This is a genomic window from Kribbella sp. NPDC051587, assembly GCF_044453945.1.
In the GTDB taxonomy this organism is placed as follows: Bacteria; Actinomycetota; Actinomycetes; order Propionibacteriales; family Kribbellaceae; genus Kribbella.
The window spans coordinates 141,087-157,738 of sequence record NZ_JBITDE010000009.1 but is presented as its reverse complement, the minus strand read 5'-3'; the positions used below and the strand labels follow the sequence as shown (position 1 = coordinate 157,738).

Here is a 16,652-nt window from a genome sequence, read left to right as displayed (position 1 = left end):
CCCTGGATCCGGAACGACCCTGATGCACCCCTACTGAAGCACCAAGGAGAGTCATGGGTATCAAGTCGATTTTCGGGGGCCGCCCGGTCCTCGAGTTCGCCGACGAGCACAGCCGGCGCAGCTTCCTGCGCAACGCGGCTCTGATCGGCGTCGGAGCCACGTACGTCGCATCGCGCATCGGTGATCCGATCGCCTTCGGTCACGCCGATCGCGCGGTCAGTGGTTCGGCGGCCAAGAGCGATCTCGACATCCTGAACTACGCGCTGACCCTGGAGTACCTGGAGTCCGCGTTTTACACCGCCGGGCTGAAAGCCAAGCTGCTCAAGGGCCGTGAGCTCGAACTCGTCGACCCGATCCAGCAGCACGAGGCGAACCACGTCACCGCGGTCCGTACGACGATCAAGGACCTCGGCGGTACGCCGGTCGCGGCACCGAAGGTGAAGTTCCCCGACGGCACGTTCGCCAGCCGAGCGTCGTTCCTGAAGACCGCGGGTGTCTTCGAGGAGCTCGGTGTGAAGGCCTACCACGGTCAGGTGCCGCTGGTGAAGGACGTCGCCATCCTGGCCGCGGCGGCGTCCATCGCCGGCGTGGAATCCCGGCATGCCGCGATCATCGCCCAGATCACTGGCGGGAATCCGTTCCCGGCACCGATCGAGGCCCACCTGGGGATGGCGCCAGTCCTGAAGGCCGCCATGCCGTTCCTCGCGAAGTAAGGAGCAGGACATGACTGACACCATTCGCGATCTGATCCACGGCAACTCCTCGCACGTCGAGGCAGGCGCCGCCATCGGAGCGCTCAACCACGGCTTCCACCTGGCCGCGGCCAAGGACTTCACCAGCGACATCGAGGTCCTGAACTACGCGTTGACACTGGAGTACCTCGAGGCCGAGTTCTACCGCCAGGGCAACAAGGCGAATCTCGTCTCCGGCAAGGAGAAGCAGTACCTGATGCAGATCGGTGCCGACGAGGCGTCGCACGTCGCAACGATCACCGCCACCATCCAGAAGCTCGGCGGTACGCCGGTCGGCGCGCCGGCCGTCGACTTCGGTGGCGCCTTCGAGTCACGCAAGAGCTACCTCACCACCGCGCACGTCTTCGAGAACAAAGGCGTCGGCGCCTACCTCGGTGCCGCCGGTTTCGTGAAGGACAAGATGATCCTCCAGGCCGCGGCCGGCATCTTCGGCGTCGAGGCCCGGCACGCCGCCGTGGTCGGCAACCTGCTCGGCCTGAAAGCCGAAGGCGGCGTCTACGCCGGCTCCACCGAGGTCGGCATCCCCAAGGCCGACGTCCTGAAGGCCGTCGCACCGTTCCTGCAAGACCCGTCCAAGGTAGTTGCCGCCATCACCTACTAAAAGCTGCATTGATAGCGGAGCGGCCCGGCCTCCCTGGGGAGACTGGGCCGCTCCGCTGTGTTGGTAGCTAGGTTGGACCGTCAGCCTCGCAGCGTGAGCAAGATCAGTACGACGTTCAGTCCCGTCACGGCCGCGGCCACCACACACGCCAGAAACGTGGTGTGCCGGCGATTCACCAGCTCCCCCATGATCCGCTTCGACGCCGTGAGACGGACCAGTGGCCACAGGGCGCACGGGATGCCGAAGCTCAGCACGACCTGGGAGACCACCAGCGCCCGGCTGGGGTCGATGCCGATGGCCAGGATGGCGAGCGCCGGGACGAGAGTGATGAGGCGGCGCAGTGACAGTGAGACCTTGCGCTTCCAGAAGCCGTCCAGGATGACCGAGCCGGCGTAGGTGCCGACCGATGAGGAGGCGAAGCCGCTGGCCAGCAGGGCGAGTGCGAACAGCAGTGCGGAGAAGTGACCGAGCCGGTCACCGATTGCTACGTGAGCAGCGTCCAGCGAGTCGGCACCCGAGCCGTTGAGCGCAGCGGCGGCCAGAACGACCATGGCCAGGTTGACCGCGCCGGCCAGTGCCATGGCGATGGCCACGTCGGTGCGGGTGGCGCGCAGCACCCGCTGCTTGCCCGCGGTCGAGCGAATCGACTTCCAGTGCCGGTCTGTGACCAGTGCGCCGTGCAGCCAGATCGCATGCGGCATGACGGTGGCGCCGAGCATGCCGGCCGCCAGTACCAGTGACTGCGTGCCGTCCAGCCGCGGGACCAGGCCGCCGAGCACACCGGAGGCCGAGGGCTCGGAGTTGATCGTGGAGACCACGAAACCGACCAGAACGACGGCCAGCAGCCCGATGATCGCAGCCTCGAACGGCCGCTGCCCCCGCTTGGACTGGTAGATCAGCAACCCGAACGAGACCACACCGGTGATCACACCGCCCAGCAGCAACGGAATACCGAAGAGCAGGTTCAGCGCGATCGCACCGCCGACCACCTCGGCCAGGTCGGTCGCGACCGCCACCAGTTCGGCTTGGGCCCACAGCCCGGTCGACGTGGACCGCTTGAAGTGCTCGCGGCACAGCTGCGGCAGCGTCAGTCCGGTCGCGATACTCGCCTTGGCCGCCAGATACTGCACCAGCACGGCCATCAGGTTCGCTCCGACGACCACCCAGCACAGCAGGTAGCCGTAGGTCGCACCGGCCGCGATGTTGGTCGCGAAGTTCCCCGGATCGACGTAGGCGACCGCCGCAACGAACGCCGGTCCGAGCAGCAACAGCCCGGACCGGTTCAACTGCCGCCTCAACGGCGCCGGTGCATACACACTCTTGCCCTTCGATCGACGAACTCAATGCCCAGTCTTCGGAGCTGTCGCACCAAGAGATCGGTGCTGCAGACTTTGTTCCACCCACCCATGACCCTCCGGAGCGCGGACGGGTTCCGCGCTCCGGAGGTCTGCCAAGTAGTACTGGGCTATCGCTTGTTCAGTTGGCGCGGCTTGTGTTGATCGCGCCGTTCACGCCGGCCGGGAAGAACCCGCCCTTCGTGGCCTTCTTTGGGGTCAGGTAGACCACGTTGAGGACCTGATCGGCACCGCGGCTGAACGCGATCCCGTTGGCGTCGGTGGGCACGATGTTCGTGCACCCCCGGTACGACGTGCCCTGGTCGAGGTCCGACTTACCATCCAGGCTGTCACGAGCGTTGGAGATCGCGACCGACGGCGCCTCGAGACCGCGCGACACCAGCGTCGTACGGATGTTCGCGGCGTGGTAAGCCTCGACCGCCAGAATGCCGGCCGCCGCCTCCAGATAGGTCTTGTTGGAGATCAACGGTGCGGCTCCCTTGTACGCCGTGACACCGACGTCCTCGAAGACGTAGGCAGCCAGCAGGAAGTTGTTCTCGTTGGCATAGGCATCGAACTTCTGCCCCGGCTTGATCAGCTTCGCCGCCGTGGCAGCAGCAGTGAAGGCCGCGTCGATGTCGATCGACGGCCGCGCCACGGCCGCCGTACCGAGCGCCTTGCGCAGGAACTTGACGTGCGCGAGCTCGTCGGCCGCGATCTCCTCGGCGTACGAACGCACGACCTTCGACTGGAACCGCACCTTGCGACCGCCGCGGACCCCGCCGGCTCGTCCCTTACCGTGCACGTCGACCGCGGACAGCCCGTAGCCACGCACCGCCCGGAGATAGAACTCAGCCTCCAGGTACTCGAGGTTGAGCGCAAAGTTGAGAACTGCGCCATCGCTGGGCCCACCAGTGGCAGCGGCTTCGGCCTCGTCCGGGTTCAGCAGTCCGCTGGTGAGCAGACCACCTCCGGCCAGTCCCGCTCCGGCACCGACGACGCCTGCAGCGCGCAGGAACTTCCGCCGGTCCACATTGCTTTCGGCACTACGCCCGATGGCATTCCGGATGAACAGCTTGTCGAACACGTTCGTCTCCGTCTCTGAGGGTACGACGCGGCCGGTCGGCCGCAGCCGGGCAAACGGGCGGACACTCCCCGGGCGACCCTCGCGCACTGACCGGGTCGCGCATCGCCGACCCGGAACCGAAGGCCCCGCACATCGGTCCCGGATCGGTGAACCCGGGTGGGCGCCCGGGGAATGTGGGATGTCACCACGCCGTGTCGAACGCACTCAGGAGCGTCTTCCACGGATGGCGACCGACCAGCCGGACCGGTCCGGCCTTCAACAGGCCACGGGTGTTCAAACCGTCGGCTGGCCGCTCGACGCCTGGGCTCGGTGACCGGCCCAGGCTTGGATCAGTTGAAGAGACCGAGCAGACCGTGACCCCAATGACCGTAGCCACTGCACCGAGAGCTGATCTCGACGTACAGGCCGATCACAATGTTCAGGCCCGAGTGATAGTCCATGACGTGCTCCTTCGAGGTTCCACACACCACCCGGTCTGATCTGACGGGGTCCAGGCCCGGTAGCCAAGAGCAACGGTTGCTCTAAGCTCTGATTCGTTGCTCTCAGCGACCAAGATGGGTCAAACCCGTCAGTAATATAGGACCGTTAGGGCGGACGGTTAATCCCGGGGTGCGTGCCGACTGCCCTGGACCAGCGGACCACTCAGCGCCCTCCCGGTTGGCGAGCCGGGCTAAGGAACAAGAGCACGTGAGGGCGCGGACGGTGGAAGTCCGCGCCCTCTGACGGCTGTGGTGCTACCGCTGGGAGTTGACGGTCGACAGTTGGTCGCCGACCAGGCGGCGGAGGGTGTCGTCGAGCGTTGTCAGCAACGGCTTGGCGGCCGGGGAGCGGTGTCCGCCGAGGTAGTCGTCGACCGGACCCTTGACCGGATGGACCGAGTCCTCCCCCAGCAACGGGACCGATGAGCAGTTCGAGTTCCGCGGCACGGCGCCGTTCAGGAAGTAGCTGTTGACGATTCCGTCGACACACGGGTTGCCCTGGATGGCGTACTGGCCGTGGAAGGCGGCGTCGTCGACGCGCAGGACGTTGACGCCAGGAGCCTTCTTGACCGCGGACATCGCCTGTTCGTACGACGTCTGCGGGTCGAACTCGCCCTGCACGACCAGGACCTTGGACCGCACCGAGGCCGGGAGGTTGGGCAGGTGCTGGCGGGGCTCGTCGGTCCACGGTCCGCAGACCTCGTTGAGGCCGTACTGCCATCCGAAGATCGGATACCTCGGGCCCTGGAAATCACTGAGCGCCTTGTACCAGTTCGTGGACTTCGTCGGCTGGTCTCCGCAGGCGACGGCGTACCGGGTCAGCGGCGCATTGGCGTAGTCGACCGCCAGCTCCGGCAGGCCGAGCTTCTTGGCGACCAAGAGCTTCGGCGTCACCTTCGCGGCCGGGACACCGAAACGGTCCTTCGCGATCTCGTCGAGCTGAGTCCGGATGGGCTTGGACAGGTGCGCCGCTGTCCGCGCGCGGTCCGTCTCGTCGTCGGCGAGCAGGGTCTGCAGGACGATCAGAACCAGCACCCAGCGGATCTGACTGCCGTTCCCGGCGAACAGCGAGTCGACCGAGTCACCGTCCAGACCGGCCGCCGCGGCATTCGCCCGGGCACGTTCGACAGCTTGCTTCGCTGCCGCGGTCGTGGTCCCGACGATCTCCGGGGCAACCCTGGTCAGCCAGGGCAGAAAGACCTGGTCGGTCTGGCGCTGGCCCATCCGGGGGAAGTCCTCGAAGTCCGCCTGCAGCCTGCCCTGCCAGTCGACACTGGAGTCCAGCACGACTCGGCCGGTGGTTGCCGGGAACAACGAGGTGTACTTCGCGCCGAGCCATGTGCCGTAGGAGTACCCGAGATAGTTCAGCTTGTCGGCCTTCGACAGCCGGCGCAGCAGGTCCATGTCGTGGGCGGTCTGCCAGGTGGTGATGTACGGCGTCACCGCGAGACTCTGGCACGCCTCCGCGACCGCTCGCGGCGTCTTCTGGTGCTCCCGGACGGACGCACGCGATCGGTCACGAGCATCCAGCGGACCGGTGGGCAGCCGGTCGATGGGCACCGGACAGGTGAGCCCGGTGCCGGCCGACCCGGTGGCGCCGGACTGGCCGGTTCCACGCGGATCCATGCCGAGTACGTCGTACCGCTGGTTCAGCGACGGCTCAAGCTGCGCGATCGATGCCGCCAGCGAGGTTCCCTGGCCGCCCGGCCCACCGGGATTGGTCACGATGATGCCCTGGTAGTCGTCCTTCGCTCCGGTCGCGGCGACCTTGCTGACGTAGACCTGAAGGTCTGAGCCCGCGGCGGGGTCGGCCCAGTCCCGCGGAACGGTCATCGACGCACAGACCACCGCGGGTCCGGTCGACTTGAAGGTGCACTTGCCCCAGGCAAGCGTTTGGCCGGTGTACTTCGCGGTGTCCGGCGGCGCGGCGGCCCCGGTGTCCGCCATGACGAGTGGTGCGGCGGCGACCACCAGCGAGGCCGCGGCGGCGGTCGCGGTGCCGATCTTCCAGATGTGCATATGTTTCCCTCTTCGTTGGGCGTCAGACGTGGGGAACTGCCGAAGCGGAACGCTCCGGACTCTTGGGGTCGGCACCGTGCCGGTTCGGTCCCGGCGTACCGTCCATGACGTTGAAGACGAGGACGACGAGCCAGCCGACGACGGGGAACAGGTTGAGCAGGATCCACCAACCACTGCGATCGGTGTCGTGCAGCCGCCGGACGGTGACGGCGAGCGTCGGCACCAGCACGAGCAGGCCGTAGACACCGCTGATCAGGTCGATCCGGCCGTCGGTGCCGAGCAGGCGGTCGACGATCGCGAGGACGATCGAGACCACGAGGTTGACGAGGGTGTAGAGCCAGTACTCCTTGCGGCGGGCGCGGCCCCGGAAGACCGCGTACTTCTTGAGAACTTCGACGTACCAGTGCACTGTTCGCTCCGTGGACGAGGCCGGCTGCTGCCGACCGGGCGGGTCGAATCCGTAGCAGAGATGGGGCGGATTCGTCTCGACGCTATGGCGGTGCTCACGCGGGCCGAATCCGCCATCCGGCCCGATGCGGGCCGGTGCCTCGTACTTTTGGCCGGGGCACTTTGTGGCCGGCCGGTGGAGGTTGTGCACACGTCCAACGGGCATGCTGGTGGCCATGACCACCCGAACCACCGGAGCCCGCCGGTCGGCACTGGTTGCCGAGGTCATCGTTCTTGCGCTGCTCTACGTCGCCGATCTGGTCGCCCTGCTGAGCCGGCCCCGGGCAGCGCCCGGCCCGTGGACCAGCTTGCTGATTCCGCTGACGCCGGCCCTCGGGCTCGGGGTCGCCACGATGGCGCTTCTGCGGCGGCGCTTCGCGCGGGGAATCCTGATCCTCTCGCTGGTCGCCGTCGCGTCGCTGGTGGTCAGCCTGATGACCTGGGTCTCCGTGCGGGTCGGCTCCCAGGTGTGGGCGCAGCCGGCGTTCGCCGAGACAACCGGAATCTGCCTGCTCACCGGGAGCCTGCTGCGCCGGTCCTCTCTGTCGCGGGCACTGCCGGCCACGCTGCTCGCCGCTTGCGCCTGCGTCGCCGCGTTCCCGCTGCGCTTCGGGCTCGAGGGACCGTGGTCGCTGGCGGCGATCGGGGCGGCCGTGGCGTGGGGGGCCGCCGTCGGGATAGGACTGGTCCTGCGCGACACCGACCGCCGCCGTACCGCCGAGCTGGAGGCTGTCCGCGAGCACGAGCGGGTGGCGCTCGCCCAGGAGCTGCACGATTTCGTTGCCCACCACATCAGCGGGATCGTGGTGCTCGCCCAGGGTGCGCAGGTCCGGGCCCGCAGCCGGCCGGGTTCGGACGCGCCGGTCCTCCAGGAGATCGAGCGGGCGGGTGGCGAGGCAATGACAGCCATGCGGCGTCTGGTCGGCATGCTGCGTACGCCGTCGGACAGGGAGAGTGACCCCCACGACGTACTGCACGACGCGCTGCGCGACGCCTGCGGCGACCGTGGCGACGTCCGGCTGCGGGTCGGCGACCGCGTGGCCGAGGCCGAGATCCCGGCCACGTTGGTACCGGTGGCGCACCGGGTCGTTCTGGAGAGCGTGACCAACGCTCGCCGGCACGCCCCGCGCGGTACGACGATCGAGGTCGAGGCGACCGTCGAACGCAAGGGGTTCACCGCGACACTCGTCCTGGAGATCCGCAACGTCGCCCCGCATCGGTCGCGGCGCGAAGGCGGCTACGGCCTGGTCGGGATGACCGAGCGGGTCCAGGCGGTAGGCGGTACGTTGGTCGCCGGGCGTGCGGATGGCGACCGCTGGCTGGTCAGCGCCCGGATGCCACTGCCGTCGACGTCGAGCTGGGGAGATCTGCAGCCATGACCCGGATTCTGCTGGCCGACGACCAGGCGATGGTGCGTACCGGCTTCCGGCTGATCCTTGAGGGCGAACCGGGCCTGGAGATCGTGGCGGAGGCCGGCGACGGCGAGGAGGCGGTCCGCCTGTCCCGCGAGCTCCGCCCGGACGTCGTACTGATGGACATCCGGATGCCGCTCATCGACGGGCTGCAGGCCACCAGGCTGCTGGCTGGACCGGGAGTCCCGGATCCGCTCCGGGTGGTGGTCGTGACGACGTACGACGTCGACGAGAACGTGTACGCCGCGCTGCAGGCCGGCGCCTGCGGCTTTCTCGTCAAGGACGCCGGGCCGCGGCTACTGATCGAGGCCGTACGGGCGGCCGCCGACGGCGAGTCCCTGGTCTCCCCGTCGGTCACGACGCGGCTGATCGCCCACTTCACCCGCGGAGCAGGTCGCCCGGCGCGGACCGACGTACCGCTGACGGACCGGGAGACCGACGTACTGCGAGCTCTCGCCCGCGGACTCACCAACAGCGAGATCACGGTGGATCTACGACTGTCGCTGTCCACCGTCAAGTCGCACCTCGCCAGCGCGCAACGCAAGCTCGGACTGCGGAACCGCACCCAGCTCGCCATCTGGGCGTGGGAGAACCGCCTGGTCGAGTGACCGCCGCGAACGAACCACCAGGGTGCCCGCGACGAGATCCCCCAGCCGCTGGTGGCGCGGCGTGCAGACCATCATGACGATCCCGATCACCGCGAAGAACAACCCGTCCACCTGCCAGAGCAGGTACCGAATGATCACGGCCTTCCAGGACGGACGTTCGCCGGCCAAGGTGACCAGCCGGAGGCCGAACACCTCCATCCCGACAGTGACGCCGCAGCGCCGGGCGAGCAGCAGCTCGTTGCCCAGCGACAGCACCATCATGGTGGCGATCAAGCCCACTCCGGCGCCGCGGATCGTCGTTCGCGGAGTGGCCCCGAGCCGGTGCAGCACCACAACCGCCAGGACAGCCACGACCACCCCGCCGATCATCTCCAGGACCCGGTCCAGCATCCCCTGCAGGACCCGCCGCCCCACGACAGCCGTCGGATCATCCGATGAGCTCACACCCTCATCCTCTCATTCGCAGCCTCGCGAATCGCTGACGCAGTTCAGCTTGGGGGCTTGTACGCTCGCGCGGTGGGCATGAACACCGATGCGAACATCCACATCCGCCACACGGTCGATGAACACCAACTGGCCGGCTTGATGAAGCTGTTCGCCTCTGCCTGGTGGATGACCGATCGGACACTCGAAGAGACCAGACTGATTCTGCGCGAATCAGCTCTCGTCGTTGCTGTCGTCGATGCCTCGAGCAACCGGGTGCTCCTCGTCGGATGAGCCAGCACTGCAAGGCCCGACCGTCGTATTCCCGTCGACACAGGCCACCGCAGTCACGGCGCTAACTGTACTGCCTAGGCAGTACAGCTAGCCCACGATCGGAACATCGTCAAACTTTGTAGAGCGTTCGCTTGGCGGGCTACGTGCGCTTGCGGCCGCGATACCGAAGAACGCGGGCGGTGATCCGCCAGGTGGCGACGATCAGCCCGGCGACGAGCTCGTGGCCCGTCAGGGCAAGAACGATGATCGCGGCATACGTCAGGGCGGTGATGACCAGGACGGCCTGGTCGTAGCGCGGCGGTGGTCCGCCGGCGGTTGTCGTGCATACGCTCATGGGGAACGCTCCTGTTCTGGTGTGCATCCGAATCGGTTCGTTCAGCGGGGCGGCCCGGTCGCAACGGGTCGCCCCACCTAGTGGGTCCTACTTCAAGAAGGCCTGAAAATCGGGCCATCTGTGACAGCGAGCTCCGAGATTTCCTCGACGCTCCGGGTACAGCCAGCGGCGCTTGATCGAGCCACTGACAGGCAGCTTGCACCGGCCCGATAGCTAACGTCGCGTCGAGCCCAGACCTTTCTCGCCGGCCTGGATCCAGGTGGGACGTCGGCCGTGTCGGACTCGGTACGGCGCGCATGAACAAATAGGGGTGCCGACCAGGCCGGACTGTGACATCTCTTCCAGACAAACTCCGGACACGGTGGCCCGTCGGCCACGACATCGAACAACCCCACGTCTGCAGTCGCGGTGTCCTCCATCGACCCCGCCCGCCTGGCTGGCGTCGGTTCGACCTTCGAAGCGTGGCAAGACAGCGTGTAAGAAACCTGAGCACTTGCTGAGAGTTCCGGACCCCTGCAGCGGGGTGCTCGCCTCTCATATGGGGGCCAGACCGTTTGGAATTCAACCCACGCCCCGTGGGGGCCCGATTTTCGCCTGGTGAGCGGCAGATCCTCTGCGGTGAGTGGTCAGTGCCCCGGGTCCGCTCCGGCGTGCGCTGACTGTTTACGCCCGCGACCTGGTTGCGCCGGCGCCCAGCTGACGGGGTGTCCGCGTGCGGACTATCGTGCGCCGAATGAACTACGAGTGGATGGTCGAGCGGATCCTGGCTTTCCACCGCACTTGCGACGCGGTTACGGGCGTCCCCGCGGATCCGTGGGCCGAGGGTCCGGAGCTGTCCGGCGATGCTCTGGTGAGCAAGTACTACGGCGAACTCCCGACCTTCCTGAAGATCGCAAAGGCGCTTGAAGTGGCGCTACCGAGCTCTGTATCGACCAGGCTGGACTACCAGGCCGCTGCGTATCGTCAGGTGGCTCAAGTGGCTGTGGGAGTTGCTCGAGATGCGAAGCTGGTGAAGAAGAACCTGGCGCCCGACGCCCCTGCTGTCGGCGCCGATCAGTTCCATCCCCATGTCTGGTCGGCTGCTGAGCCCCTGTGGGGAACGGGAAACTTCCGTGTGGCCGCTGGAGCCGCGGCAACCTCCCTGTCGGCCCACATCGCTCAGAAGGCCGGCAGCACTTTGGCAGACCGCGACCTGGTCCAAGAGGTCTTCGCCCCGCGGACCGCGCCTGGTCGGCCCCGCCTGCACTTTCCCGGTGACCCCACCAGCGACACCTGGCGATCGCGCCAGGACGGGCTACACCTCACTGCGCAGGGCGCATTCGCCGGCATCCGGAACGTTGCCGCCCACAGCAACGAAGAGTGGCCTGAGCAGGAAGCACTGGAGATGCTCGGAGTCCTCTCAGTCATCGCCCGCTGGACAGACGAGACCGAACTACGCCTCGACCCGACGCCCCAGTGATAACGGCTGTTACCGCTGGGTATGCAGAGGAGAGCCGGAAAGTTGCATGTTCCTGCAGCTGGTTTTCGGTCAGGACCGGTAGACCCGTCAAGGATTGGCGTGTGAGTGTGGGGTCTCTGCTCGGCTTCAGCAGTGAGGCTTTGAGCGGGTCTTCTTTTGCTGGGGGTTTTGCATGTCTGTGGGGCGATCACGCCTGCGCGTTGCCGGTACGGCGGCGGGTACGGCGTTGCTGTTGTTGTGCACAGGGTTGGTGATGGCGCCAGCGCAAGCTGCGGTGTCTGCAGTACAGACCGCGCAGTTCACCGGGGCGCGACCATCGGCGACGCGAGTGCCCTTCTCGATCTCGGACAAGGTGTCCGCGTCGGTCGATGTCGCGACCGGGAACCTGCTGGTCACTACGTCGGACCTGTCGTTGCCGGGGATTCAGAATGATCTGCAGTTGGGGCTGGTGTTCAACAGTCTGCGGCTGGTCTCGAGTGCGGCGTTGCCGTCGGGTTCGGCGGGGGCCGGGTGGGCGACCCGAACCAGGGCGCTCTGACCTACAACGCTTCCGGGCAAACCGTGACCCGCACCAAGAACTCCGCCGTCACGAACTACGTCTGGGCCGGCGGTGATCAGAACGAGCTCGTCTCTACAAGCACCGGCAGCGCGAGCAAGTCGTACGTTTACGGACGCGCCGATCGCAACGGTGTACCGACGATGGAGTCGTTTACCAGGAACGGCCAGACCAGCTATCTCGATACGGACCCGTCCGGGTCACCGATCGCGCTCACCACGGGGTAGTGGGGTCGACTACTACGCCCTCGATAACCAGGGCTCCCCGGTTGGCCTCACCAACTCCGCCGGTGCCGTGACTGCCACCTATACCTACGACCCGGCCGGCCAGCAAACCGCCGCCACCGGAACTTCCTCAGCCACCAACCCGCTGCGCTACACCCAAGGTTTGCTCGACGAGCAGACGGGCTGGATCAAGCATGGCGTCCGCTTCCACGACACCGCAACCGCCAACTGGACGGCTCAGGATCCGCTCAGCCAGATCATGAACCCCGACTCCGCCAGTCGCTACGCCTACGCGGACAGCAACACCATCAACAGGATCGATCCGACCGGACTAGCCACCGGCTGCGACTACTTCGGTGGCTTGGTTGGAGCGGGTGCCGGTGCAGCGTGGGGGTATGTCGGAGGACCCTGGGCCGGTGCGCTCGGAGGTTATTGGTACGGCATCTGGGCTACTGATTGGTGCAATGAAGGAGGATCACCCCATCCTTACGACGGGCCCGACAAGTACGACTGGCCGACCGACTGACGGAGGACACACGGTGGTAACGAGCACCAAGACGAACATGACGGGTATCGCGCTAGGTTCGGTCATGATCGTGACCGGGCTGGTCCTGCTACTCACGGATGTCGTAGCGGCCCACTTCATGCTGCCGTTGATCGGAGCAGGCGTCGGAGTTCTTGTCGCCACCTTCCTACGGCGAAACCGAGCTGCCTGAATGATGAAGTCAAGCCTTCCTCGTGAAGGCTGATAGCTGCGGGCCCCGCCACCGCGTGGGGCCCGCGGACCATTAGAGCCGTGCGGGCCTACGCAAGGATTTGGCCGTCCCGGCAACGCCAGGCTTCAACGGCGGTCTCCCAGTGATAACCGCCATTACCCCTAGCGAAGCAGAAGGTGTGCGGGATCGAGCCGTCGTAATCACGCCTGAATCGCCGTCGACACGCCCGGTCGGGCCACTCACCTGAGTTGCCCGTTATCACTGGCTGGCAGGGCCCGCATCTCCCGGGTCTGGACGGCGCTGTCGATGTTCGAAGTCGTTTGCACGAATGTTCGAAGTCGTCTGCACAGGGGGAGCGACCGGAGTACGCCGGAGACCGGCAATAGGCGCGTCGTGCTGGGAGCGGCCACCGTTGGAGTCCATGTAGTACCCAGGAGGTTCGGGCGGATATGGCTGCCCGGCGGTTATAGGGGTCAGTGCGGCAGGCGGATGGAGGCGACCGGGTCCCAGGTGAACGTGCCGACGTCGGGGTGCTGACGGGCGGCGACCAACTCGACGCGGTCGAGCGCGACGGTGACTGGCTCGGCCGGGTATAGAGGGTCCAGGTGTCTTTAATGCTGCGGATCACGGGTCGGAGTCGCCGGTGGTCAACAATAGTGCAGTCGAATATTGGAACTCTTTGAATTGGCACGGCGCCGACCTGTCTCACCGCCCATTTCGGAACCAAGCTTCTAACTGAAAGAGAAGTACGGTGGAGTGGTTCAGTTTCCCGAGGCTGGGCTGTAGAAGCCGACTTGATCGGGGGCGCAGCCTATCCCCCATATGGTGATAGCAACGAGCTCTGGCGGGGTGCCGGGTTTGGTGGCAATGACAGGTCCACCGGAATCGCCGGTGCAGGTGTTACGCGTCGCGCCTGGTGCGGCGGTAGCGCATAGTTGCGCAGGATGCCACCGGTTCGGGTTGGCTACTTGGGCCCTGCGGCATGCCGCAGGAGTGGCTGAGACGAGAGGCACGGCGCGTTTGCGGCAAGGCGAGGGCCCGACGCGGGTGTCGCGGCCCCAGCCAACCGCGACCAGGTCGCCGGTCGCGGCAGGCTGAGTAGGGACCGGCTTAGTCAGGATCGGGGGTGTGGTTGCGGGGTGCAGGGTGGTGAGTGTCGCTCGATCCAGCCGGGGGTCGGGGTCGATGTGGATCGCGGAGATCTGTATTCGTTCGCCCGTGATGGGTGCGGTGCTACACAGGTTGTCGGCGCCGATGACCACATCCAATGAGGCCGGACGGCGGGTGCGGACGCAGTGCGCGGCAGTGACCAGTTCGATGGAGCTGACCAGCGTGGCGGCGCAGGATTGGGCGCCGAACAAGCTGCCGGCCGGGGCGGAGTGGTTGACGATGACCGCAGTCGCGGCCACAGCGAGCGCTACCGAGATGTCCTGTGACGCCGCGGTGTCGCGGGCAGATGTCGTGCTGACAACCGGGTCACTGGCGGTGCTGCTGGTCACCTCGCCTGGGCAGCACGCCACTGCCAGGGTGAGAACGACGAGAACACTCAGCACACTGAGTGTTCTCGTCCTGTGCGCGGTAGTCAGCATGCGGGTTTGAGCCGAAGGCTGATGGTGGTGCGGGTCCGATAGCGCTTGCCGTTGACGGTGTAGTCGACGTCGAGAGCGTCGAGCGAAGCATCGCGAGTGCCGGGGTCCGACACCACGTGAACCAGCAGGTTGTAAACACCCTCCGGCGGATCGGTTGGGATGTCGACCTCGGTGGCGGGCTTCCGTGCTTTCCAGCTTGCGGAGTTTCGCGGGTTGGTGGCCGAATCCGGCGGCCACTGCGTGGAGTTGCCGAACAATCCGTCCTCACTGAAAGTGATATCGATATCGGTGAGTCGTAAATTACGTGGGTTGACCGGTGTCACGGCAGTGACGCGCAGCGGCCGGTCGCCTCGATTGTTGAGTGCTGTCATAGCAAAGGTGTAGTGACCTTTACTGCCTTTTAGTGGCATGCAGACGATTAGCTCGTCGCCGGTCAACCGCATGGGGCCATCGGTGGCCGGCTGTTCCGGGCTGGGGTGCCCGGAACAGCCGGCTGCGACGGCAGCTGTCGCTATGGCGACGGCTATCAGATTTCTGGGCATGGATCAGAAGACTATGGCAGCGAGCAGAGTGGTCGGGGCTTCGTCTCCGGGTGCACCGGTAGTCCCGCACAGTTGTCGTCCGGAGGCGTTGAACCTGTAGGCGACGGTGGAGGTTCTGGAGTAGCCGGTGCGCGAAGACAGCTCGATCCCGATCTCGGCACCAATGGTCACGCCGTTGCTGAACGTCACCGCCCGCGTATTCGCCATGGTCACGGTGACGTTCGCCTGCTGCTTGGCACAGTTGTTGGCGTAGTCAATCTTGGGCGATCCCTTGGGTTTCCAGGAGTCCGATGCGGCGACCCAAGCCGTGGCCCTGGCCTCGTAGTAGGGAACCGGGATTCCCCCAGGACGGGTACAGATCACCCTGTACTTGCCGTACCTGAACTGGGTCTTCCGGTAGCGATCCTGGAAATCCCCGACAGTGTCGAAGTTGATCGAGCCGTTCGTGGACCGGGCCATCGTGCCGGAGGCCTTGAACGAACCTTGCTTGCCAGTGGCCGACAACCCAACCCCGAGTTCACTGGTCGCATCCCGCACATACCCGAAATCGGTGGTCACCTTGGTCGTGTCGTTGTAGTGCACGCCGATGAACGTCCACCGCGCGCCGTAGCTCTCAACCAGCGTCACAGTGCAGCCCTTAACGAAACCTTCGTCGCCTTCGGCCAGCGGCTCCCCGTCCACGACCGCGGTCTCGACCGGTGTCTTGTCGACAATCTTACCGGCCGCGAGATCGATCGACAGCAACGGCGGCGCCTCCGGCTGACCCGCCGCGCTCGGGTCGGCCACCGCGTCAATCAGCGTCTTCTTCCCCGCCACCGTCGACACCTTGCGAGGGAACCCGAACGGCACCGCCGACTCGCCCTCGCCTGCCACGATCTCGAAGTTCACGATCCCGTCCGGACCCGTCACCGGCGCCAGCGCCGACAAATCGGTCAACTTCAGCTGGAACGAACCATCGGCTCCCGCGGTCGTTTCCGAGAGCTGCTGCAGCGTCGCCTCATCACCAACTTGCATCTTTTCCGTGACGTCGTTGCCCGGCCACGCATACAGCACCACAGGCACGCTCGCCGCGCTCTTCCCACTCGTGGTCTTAACCATGCCGTGCGCGACCACCGACTCGTCAACCCCGGCAGCTACACGCCCACTCACCACGCCGATACCAGCCGCATCAGCAGCACCAGCAGGTGTGACCGGCAATAGACCGGCCAACAAACTCACCGCCACCGCACCCGTCAACACTTCGCGCCTCACAGATCCCCCTTCATGACAAACTACGGACTGTGATTCCCTCACATCAAATCGGTGACTGTCCATCATTTTGCACCAACCTGCAACGAACACTTGTTGCACAGCCGCTCTGATAGCTCGAGGACGCCCAACTGTCCAAACGCTGCTGCTGTTGCGCAGTTGTAGCGCGCCGAAACTCGATCGGCCGCTGACCATGACCATCAGCTCGTCGTCCAACACGTGGTCGATGTCGACCTGGCGCTCCAGTGCGGCCTGGATCTCGGGAAACCTCGTGGTGAAGTCCTTGCCGTTGCGTGACCACAACCGCACCTGCCCGTCCCGGCAGACCGCTCCAGCGCGGCTGGTTGACTGAACTCTTCCCTAGGCACTGGTTGGTGATCACTCCTGATCACATTGACAATTGAACTATCTGAGTAGGTCTACCGACTGCGGCGAACACCGGTGCGAACAGGTCCGCGGCCGATGCTGTGATCAACACCTAGTTCTGTTGACAACTGTGACGGGACTTGCCGTTTGACCTGCGTGGAC

Annotated in this window: 19 protein-coding genes; 10 read left to right on the top strand and 9 right to left on the bottom strand. The window is 65.9% G+C overall.

Annotation, left to right across the window (positions count from 1 at the left end; genetic code table 11):
• Positions 1 to 53: 53 nt before the first annotated feature.
• Positions 54 to 713, top strand: coding sequence for a ferritin-like domain-containing protein (locus tag ACIA49_RS28690; protein WP_396380576.1), 660 nt, complete (start codon positions 54 to 56; stop codon positions 711 to 713).
• Positions 714 to 723: 10 nt separating this feature from the next.
• A complete protein-coding gene (locus tag ACIA49_RS28685; protein WP_396380574.1) occupies positions 724 to 1,353 on the top strand; it encodes a ferritin-like domain-containing protein in 630 nt (209 codons plus the stop codon).
• An 80-nt stretch (positions 1,354 to 1,433) separates the two neighbouring features.
• On the opposite strand, the gene ACIA49_RS28680 is transcribed toward ACIA49_RS28685, so the two are convergent.
• The 4 genes from ACIA49_RS28680 to ACIA49_RS28665 all read right to left on the bottom strand — a co-directional run bounded on the left by ACIA49_RS28680 (position 1,434) and on the right by ACIA49_RS28665 (position 6,681).
• Entirely contained in the window at positions 1,434 to 2,651 is a 1,218-nt protein-coding gene (locus tag ACIA49_RS28680; RefSeq protein WP_396380571.1) for an Nramp family divalent metal transporter, read from the bottom strand.
• Between the two features lie 178 nt (positions 2,652 to 2,829).
• Positions 2,830 to 3,774: a ferritin-like domain-containing protein gene (locus ACIA49_RS28675; RefSeq protein ID WP_396380568.1), complete on the bottom strand. Its 945-nt coding sequence runs from the start codon at positions 3,772 to 3,774 to the stop codon at positions 2,830 to 2,832.
• A 734-nt stretch (positions 3,775 to 4,508) separates the two neighbouring features.
• Positions 4,509 to 6,272 carry an alpha/beta fold hydrolase gene (locus ACIA49_RS28670; RefSeq protein WP_396380565.1) on the bottom strand — a complete coding sequence of 588 codons (1,764 nt, stop codon included), beginning with the start codon at positions 6,270 to 6,272 and terminating at the stop codon, positions 4,509 to 4,511.
• Positions 6,273 to 6,294: 22 nt separating this feature from the next.
• Positions 6,295 to 6,681 carry a DUF805 domain-containing protein gene (locus ACIA49_RS28665; RefSeq protein ID WP_396380564.1) on the bottom strand — a complete coding sequence of 129 codons (387 nt, stop codon included), beginning with the start codon at positions 6,679 to 6,681 and terminating at the stop codon, positions 6,295 to 6,297.
• Between the two features lie 214 nt (positions 6,682 to 6,895).
• On the opposite strand from ACIA49_RS28665, the gene ACIA49_RS28660 reads away from it, so the two are divergent.
• Together ACIA49_RS28660 and ACIA49_RS28655 are read left to right on the top strand one after the other, a co-directional pair.
• Positions 6,896 to 8,098, top strand: a complete 1,203-nt coding sequence (locus ACIA49_RS28660; protein ID WP_396380562.1) for a sensor histidine kinase — start codon at positions 6,896 to 6,898, stop codon at positions 8,096 to 8,098.
• A complete protein-coding gene (locus ACIA49_RS28655) occupies positions 8,095 to 8,739 on the top strand; it encodes a response regulator (protein ID WP_396380559.1) in 645 nt (214 codons plus the stop codon). The genes ACIA49_RS28660 and ACIA49_RS28655 overlap by 4 nt, the downstream gene beginning before the upstream one ends.
• On the opposite strand, the gene ACIA49_RS28650 is transcribed toward ACIA49_RS28655, so the two are convergent.
• Complete coding sequence (locus tag ACIA49_RS28650) at positions 8,623 to 9,183, bottom strand: RDD family protein (RefSeq protein ID WP_396380556.1); 561 nt, start codon at positions 9,181 to 9,183, stop codon at positions 8,623 to 8,625. The two genes, ACIA49_RS28655 and ACIA49_RS28650, sit on opposite strands and share 117 nt — an antisense overlap.
• A 72-nt stretch (positions 9,184 to 9,255) precedes the next feature.
• Between ACIA49_RS28650 and ACIA49_RS28645 the strand changes: the two genes are divergently transcribed.
• A complete protein-coding gene (locus ACIA49_RS28645; RefSeq protein ID WP_396380553.1) occupies positions 9,256 to 9,456 on the top strand; it encodes a hypothetical protein in 201 nt (66 codons plus the stop codon).
• Between the two features lie 139 nt (positions 9,457 to 9,595).
• On the opposite strand, the gene ACIA49_RS28640 is transcribed toward ACIA49_RS28645, so the two are convergent.
• Positions 9,596 to 9,790, bottom strand: coding sequence for a hypothetical protein (locus ACIA49_RS28640; RefSeq protein ID WP_396380550.1), 195 nt, complete (start codon positions 9,788 to 9,790; stop codon positions 9,596 to 9,598).
• A 733-nt stretch (positions 9,791 to 10,523) separates the two neighbouring features.
• Between ACIA49_RS28640 and ACIA49_RS28635 the strand changes: the two genes are divergently transcribed.
• The 4 genes from ACIA49_RS28635 (at position 10,524) to ACIA49_RS28620 (ending at position 12,555) form a co-directional block, all read left to right on the top strand.
• Positions 10,524 to 11,249, top strand: coding sequence for a TIGR02391 family protein (locus ACIA49_RS28635; protein WP_396380548.1), 726 nt, complete (start codon positions 10,524 to 10,526; stop codon positions 11,247 to 11,249).
• 172 nt (positions 11,250 to 11,421) lie between these two features.
• The gene (locus tag ACIA49_RS28630; RefSeq protein WP_396380545.1) at positions 11,422 to 11,787 is read left to right on the top strand and encodes a DUF6531 domain-containing protein; all 366 of its coding nucleotides are present in this window, start codon (positions 11,422 to 11,424) and stop codon (positions 11,785 to 11,787) included.
• Complete coding sequence (locus ACIA49_RS28625) at positions 11,760 to 12,032, top strand: hypothetical protein (protein WP_396380543.1); 273 nt, start codon at positions 11,760 to 11,762, stop codon at positions 12,030 to 12,032. Before ACIA49_RS28630 ends, ACIA49_RS28625 begins: the two co-directional genes overlap by 28 nt.
• A gap of 67 nt (positions 12,033 to 12,099) precedes the next feature.
• Complete coding sequence (locus tag ACIA49_RS28620) at positions 12,100 to 12,555, top strand: RHS repeat-associated core domain-containing protein (RefSeq protein ID WP_396380541.1); 456 nt, start codon at positions 12,100 to 12,102, stop codon at positions 12,553 to 12,555.
• A gap of 951 nt (positions 12,556 to 13,506) precedes the next feature.
• On the opposite strand, the gene ACIA49_RS28615 is transcribed toward ACIA49_RS28620, so the two are convergent.
• Positions 13,507 to 14,106: a trypsin-like serine protease gene (locus tag ACIA49_RS28615; protein WP_396380820.1), complete on the bottom strand. Its 600-nt coding sequence runs from the start codon at positions 14,104 to 14,106 to the stop codon at positions 13,507 to 13,509.
• Between ACIA49_RS28615 and ACIA49_RS28610 the strand changes: the two genes are divergently transcribed.
• Positions 14,000 to 14,344 carry a hypothetical protein gene (locus ACIA49_RS28610; protein ID WP_396380828.1) on the top strand — a complete coding sequence of 115 codons (345 nt, stop codon included), beginning with the start codon at positions 14,000 to 14,002 and terminating at the stop codon, positions 14,342 to 14,344. The genes ACIA49_RS28615 and ACIA49_RS28610 overlap by 107 nt on opposite strands.
• Here the strand turns inward: ACIA49_RS28610 and ACIA49_RS28605 are convergent.
• Positions 14,328 to 14,876 carry a hypothetical protein gene (locus tag ACIA49_RS28605; RefSeq protein WP_396380539.1) on the bottom strand — a complete coding sequence of 183 codons (549 nt, stop codon included), beginning with the start codon at positions 14,874 to 14,876 and terminating at the stop codon, positions 14,328 to 14,330. The two genes, ACIA49_RS28610 and ACIA49_RS28605, sit on opposite strands and share 17 nt — an antisense overlap.
• Positions 14,877 to 14,879: 3 nt before the next feature.
• Complete coding sequence (locus tag ACIA49_RS28600; RefSeq protein WP_396380537.1) at positions 14,880 to 16,433, bottom strand: hypothetical protein; 1,554 nt, start codon at positions 16,431 to 16,433, stop codon at positions 14,880 to 14,882.
• Between the last annotated feature and the right edge of the window lie 219 nt (positions 16,434 to 16,652).